We start from the raw sequence: 5,810 nt of genomic DNA on the forward strand, positions 1-5,810 counted from the left end.
TCTTCTTTTGTGATCCTCCAAAGCTCGAACACTTTTGTAAACCTTCTCGCATGGTCGCTGCTGACCATCCTTTCCATCCACGGTTACGTCACAGATTTTTTGTCTGATGCGGTCTTTTTTTTTGTGACTCGTCAGGGTGTGTTGGTAATAAGCAGCCCTTCCGGAAGGAAGATAACCCGAAGGTGAAGTCTCCACAGGGCGTGTCAAATGGGTAGGTGTAGGGGAAATCCCGATTTCTTTGATAAGGCTTTGGCCACTTAGATTGAGTAACCCATTGACTATTAACCAGTCGTCAGCCGTGAAAGGCACATTCCCTTGCTTTGTTACATTATCCTTGAGTAGCTCGGTAGGACCATTTGTAAAGACTGCTTCTGCACTCATTGAGAGTGTAGGATTGCTTGCCGAACTTTCTGCTGAATTCAGCAGCCATTCAGTGGGCCCTCTGCTATCGGATAAGGGTCGGAAGGCACAAATGCCACGACAGGGAAGGACGAAACAATGTAAACCCAGACTATGCAGAGGTTGTTGAGGGCCTCTTTTACCGTCGCCAGTGCCAGCACACTGGTGGAGGCTAGTGAAAGAGCCTGAAGGTTGGGAGGTGGTTTTCGGGGTTTGCTGCCACGATGATTCTGATGACTGGTACGATGGTTGGTTATTTGTGGGGCCAGGTACTACGGTGATGGAGGCAAATGGGTGATCCTGACTCACTTCCTGTTGTTCGATCGGGTTAAACGACGGTGAATAGCTCCAATAGTTTTTTAAAAGCCAACCGACTGCGATAAACACTTCTGCAGGTAACCATGAATAAGGGTTGGTACTCGCAGAGGCGTCTTTGGTGGTGAGGGTCAGTTCGTAGCTCGAGGGCAGATGAGTGGCGGAAAGCGACAGCCATGATATTGAGTCAATGATGGTTGTCTTTGCCCTGTAATCTCGTGTTTCATCAGGCGTCGAATCCAGTCTTGTCTGGCCGCTTGTGGCTGCAATGTCTGACGAGTTGCCCGGCAAGATATGCTGGCTAAGCTTTATAGAAAAGTTCTGGTTTGGAAACACTGACTTTTGTTCAAAATCGACAATAAAGTATTCTTTCCACGGTTCGGCCTGACAGACGACAGAGGACAATAATATCAGAAACAGCATTTCGGTAAAGAGTGAGTGTTTAATCGTTCTATCCCTGCGTTCTGATTTATAGACAGGAAGGATAGATCACTTCAAGAAAGATTGGGTGTCAGATCAATGACTGAGGTCAACGTTCTGATCCGTATCAACAAGCTTGCGTTTTCGATGACTTCTTTTGTGATTAAACAGGGCTTGCGAACTGATGCAGACCACCCCACATGGCCGCAGCTGACCAATGTCACTGACCACGGTCACGTCACAGATTTTTTGCCCGCTGTGGCTCTTTCTTTTGTGATCGGACAGGGCTTTAGCATTCTTGTAGATTTTCCCACATGGCTGCGGCCGGCCATCCTTCCCGAATACTGTGCGGTCACAGCTTTTTTGTCCGCTATGGTCTCTTCTTCTGTGATCGGATAAAACTTGAGTGTTTTTGCAAATCTTTCCGCATGGTCGCGGCTGGCCATCCTCCCCGACTGTCGTTGTCTGGCAGATTTTTTGCCCACTGTGGTATTTGTTTTTGTGATCCGACAGAGCATGAGGACTTTTGCAGGTTCTTCCGCATGGCCGCGGCTGGCCATTCTTCCCGATTACGTTTGCGTCACAGGTTTGTGGCCCGGTATGGTCTCTTCTCTTTTGATTCGAGTGGGCTTGTTGATAATGGCCAGGGCCTTCGGAAGGGAGGTAGCCCGGAGTTGATGTTGCCACTGGGCGTTCGAAATGGGTAGCCGAACAGGAAATCCAGATTGCTTCTGGAAGATTACAGCTACGCAGGTTGAGTAACCCATCGATTATAATCCAGTCTTCAGGGGTGATAGGCAAATTCCTGTGCATTGTCGTAGCATAATTGGGTCCGGCTGAGTCTGTTGCGTAGACTGTGCCTGAACTGATTGAATTTGCAAGGTTGCCTGCCGAACTCTCTTCGGAATTCAGCGGCCATTTAGCGGGCCATCTGCTATTAGATGATGATCGAAAGATACAAACGCCACGACAGGGAAAGACGAAACAATTTAAACCCAAAGTATGCGGGGGTTGTTGAGGGCCTCTGTTACCGCCGCCAGAGTCAGAATGCAGGGATCTGCTGACGGTGCCTGCAAGTTGAGTTGTCACTCCAGAGACTTGCTCGTCGGATGATTCTGATAGCGGGTATGGTTGTTGATTATGTCCAGAGCCAGGCACCATAATGATGGTAGCAAACAGATGATCCCCCTGTGTCAGCTTAGATGTTGCTTCTTTTTGTTTAATCGTATTAAACGACGAGGAATATAGGAGCCAATAGCTTTTTAAAAACCAACCGACAGCGATAACCACTTCCAGAGGAAGCCATGAATGAAGCGTGTTACTCAGAGGGGCTTCTTCGATGTTTAGGGGCAGTTCGTAACCTAAAAGCAGATGAGTGGTGTAGATTGATCGCCACGAAATCGATTCAATAATGGTCGCTTTTATCCCGTAAAATGATTGATCATCAGGCGGCAAATCCTGTGCTGCGCAGCCGTTTGTATCGACAATATCTGACGGGTTGACCGGCAAGGTATGCTGGACATCCTTTATAGAAAAGCTCTGGTCTGTAAACACTGCCTTATGTTCAGGCTCGACAATAAAACGTTCTGTCCACGGTTTGGCCTGACAGACGACAGATAACAATAATATCAGCAACAGCAGTGTCTCAAAGGGTGAGTTTTTAAGCATTCTATCCGTGCATTCTAATTTATAGAGAGGAAGGATAGATCACCTCATGAAAAGGCGGGTGTCAGATCAACGACTGAGGTTATCGTCCTGATCCGCATCAACAGGCTTGCGTTTTCGGTATTTTCTTTTGTGATCTGTCAGGGTTTACTGGCACTGGGATAAACTTTATGAAGGGGCAGTTGTCAGATCAGGGATTGAGATCATCGTTCTGGTGCTCACCAACAGGCTTACGCTTTCGATGTACTCTTCTGTGATCCGACAGGGTATGAATAGTCTTGAATATTTTGCCGCATGGCCGCTGTTGGCCATCCTCTCCGATAACCATTACGTTGCAGGTTTGTTGCGTGGAATGGTGTCTGGTTTTGTGATACGACAGTGTTCGAGCGTTTTTGTGAACTATCCCACATGGTCGCCGCTGGCCATCTTCTCCAATCACTGTTACGTTACAGGTTTTTTGCCCAGTGTGGTATCTGCTTTTGTGAGACCCCAGGGCTTGAGCACTCTGATAGACCTTTCCGCACGGACGTGGTCGACCATCCCTCCCGTCCACTATTATGTCACAGGTTTGTTGCCCCGTGTGCGCTTTGCTTCTGTGATTCCACAGGGCTCTGATATTGATGCAGACCGTCCCGCATGGCTGCAGCTGGTCATCCTCCCCGACCACAGGCACGTCACAGGTTTGTTGTCCGGTGTGATCTCTGTATCTGTGTTCCATCAGGCTGCAGAGACTCTTGCAGACCTTCCCGCATGGCCTCGGCTTTCTATCCTGCCCAACTACAGTCACCTTACAGCTTTGTTGCCCGCTATGCTGGCTGCTTTTGTGAGACGACAGGCTTCTTGCACTCCTGAAGACCCCGCCGCATGGCCGTGACCGGCCATCCTCTTCGACTACGTTTACTTGACAGATTTTTGGCTTGATATGGCACCTGCTTCTGGGATCCAACAGAGCTTGCTGGCTATGGGGAGCTTCTGCCAAAGGAAGACAGCCCGAAGGCGGAGTCCCTATTGTACGTTCCAAATGGATAACAGGTGCAGAGGCAATCCCGGTTTCTTCGGGGTGACTGTGATTATGCAACTTGAGTAACCCGTTGATTATAACCCAGTCATCAGGGTTGGTTGGCAAATTTCTCTCGATTGTTACATCATAATTGGGTGTTCCGGCAGGGTCAGTCGCATAGACTGTCCCTGCAATTATTGAGTGTGTAAAGTTGTCTGTTGAACTTTCTGTAGCATTCAGCGTCCATTCATCAGGCTCGTTGCTAATGGATGAGGATCGGAAACCACAAGCACCATGACAGGGAAAGACGAAACAATTTAAACCTAAAGTATGTTGAGGGGCTGTTGAGGGCCTCCGTTACCGCGGCCATAGTAAGAACACAGCTGGCGGTTGAAAGTGCCCGTGAGTTGGGTCGTTGCTCCCGAGACTTGCTCGCCGGATGATACTAATAGCGGATGTGGTTGCTGGCTGTGTTCAGAGCCAGGCTCCATAGTGATGGTAGCAAACGGGTGATCCCCCCTTGTCAGCATTGATGCTGCTGAATGTTGTCTGATCGATTTAAATGACAGTGAGTCATGCTTCCAATAACTTTTCAAAAGCCAGATAACGACAACAACTACTACTTCTACAGGTAGCCATGAATAAGATTTGGAGCTGAAAAGGGTTTCTTCGGTCGCCAGGAAAAGTTCGTAACCCATCAGCAGACGCGTGGCGTAAAACCATTGCCACGAAATCGACTCAATAATGGTCTTTTTTACCCCATAATCGCCCGGTCTCTGTCGTTTCTCATGGGGCGGTGAATCCGATCCTTCATAGTCGTTTGTGTTGGCTATATCGGGCGTTTTTTTTTGTCGGTGTATGCCGATCGCGCTTTACAGAAAAGTTCTGGTTTGAAAACACTGCATTGTGTTCAAACTCGACAATAAAGCGTTCTGTCAAAAGTTCGGCCTGACAGACAACTGGCAACGATATCAGCAAAAGCGTTAGCGGCAACAGCGGTGCTGCGAAGAGTGAGTGTCTAATAATTCTATCCTTGCATTTTGGTGGATGGAGAGGAAGGATAGATCAAGAAAATAAGTCTGTTTTCTATCAAAGATCTTTTGCTAAAAACTGAAGGTAGCACCGGGAAAAACGTCATTGAAGTCACGTACCGGGTCAGATTGTTACTTGCTCAATTTAGCTTTTTCAGGACTGGGGCCATCATTTTTGGTTTACATCAACAGGCTTGCGTTTCCGATGATTTCTTTTGTGATCCATCAGGGCCCTGATATTCTTGCAGACCCTCCCGCATGGCCGCAGCAGGCCATCTTCTGTGACCACGGTCTCGTTGCAGGCTTGCTGCCCGGTGTGGCACCTTCTTTTGTGATCCAGCAGGGCTTTGATATTTTTGCAGACCTTCCCGCATGCTCGCGGCAGGCCATCCTCCCCGACCATAGTCACTTCACAGATTTTTTCCCCGCTGTGCATGCTTCTTTTGTGATCCCATAGGGATCTGGAATTCTTGTAGACTCTTCCGCATGGCCGCAGCTGGCCATCTTCCCCGACCACGTTTAAATTACAGGTTTGTTGCCCGGTGTGCTCTCTGTTTCTGTGGTACGTCAGGGCTTGAGCATTCTTGCAGGCTGTCCCGCATGGCTGCAGCTGTCCATCCTCCCCGACCACGGTGAAGTCACAGATTTTTTGTCCTGAATGTTCTCTTCGCTTATGATCCGATAGGGCTACGATATTTTTGCAGGTCCTTCCACATCGCCTTTGCTGGCCATCTTCCCCAACCACTGTCTCGACACAGATTCGTTGCCCGGTATGGTATCTGCTTTTATGAGTCGACAGAGATTGAGAATTCTTGCAGGTCTTCCCGCAGGGGCGGGGCTGGAGATCTTCCGCAATTACGATCACGTTACAGGTTTTTTGTTCGGTGTGGTTTCTGCTTTTGTGAGTCGACAGAGCTTGAACATTCTTACCAAATTGAGCGGAAAGCCCCGTACTTCTAGTTCGGGGATGGATAGCTCGC

General features: G+C 48.6%; 5 protein-coding genes. All 5 read right to left on the bottom strand.

The genetic code is table 11. The annotated features are described in order from the left end of the window. Positions 1 to 1,137, bottom strand: a 1,137-nt coding sequence (locus KDK19_RS18330; protein WP_257292536.1) for a hypothetical protein, incomplete at its 3' end; no start/stop codon positions are given. Positions 1,138 to 1,230: 93 nt separating this feature from the next. Further along, positions 1,231 to 2,802 carry a hypothetical protein gene (locus KDK19_RS18335; RefSeq protein WP_257281450.1) on the bottom strand — a complete coding sequence of 524 codons (1,572 nt, stop codon included), beginning with the start codon at positions 2,800 to 2,802 and terminating at the stop codon, positions 1,231 to 1,233. Positions 2,803 to 2,989: 187 nt separating this feature from the next. Next, entirely contained in the window at positions 2,990 to 3,925 is a 936-nt protein-coding gene (locus KDK19_RS18340; protein ID WP_257274583.1) for a hypothetical protein, read from the bottom strand. A 197-nt stretch (positions 3,926 to 4,122) separates the two neighbouring features. Then, a complete protein-coding gene (locus tag KDK19_RS18345) occupies positions 4,123 to 4,497 on the bottom strand; it encodes a hypothetical protein (protein ID WP_257274582.1) in 375 nt (124 codons plus the stop codon). A gap of 502 nt (positions 4,498 to 4,999) precedes the next feature. Beyond that, a partial coding sequence (locus tag KDK19_RS18350) for a hypothetical protein (RefSeq protein ID WP_257292537.1) occupies positions 5,000 to 5,810 on the bottom strand: 811 nt, incomplete at its 5' end.

This window comes from Endozoicomonas sp. ONNA1 (genome assembly GCF_024606325.1).
In the GTDB taxonomy this organism is placed as follows: Bacteria; Pseudomonadota; Gammaproteobacteria; order Pseudomonadales; family Endozoicomonadaceae; genus Endozoicomonas_A.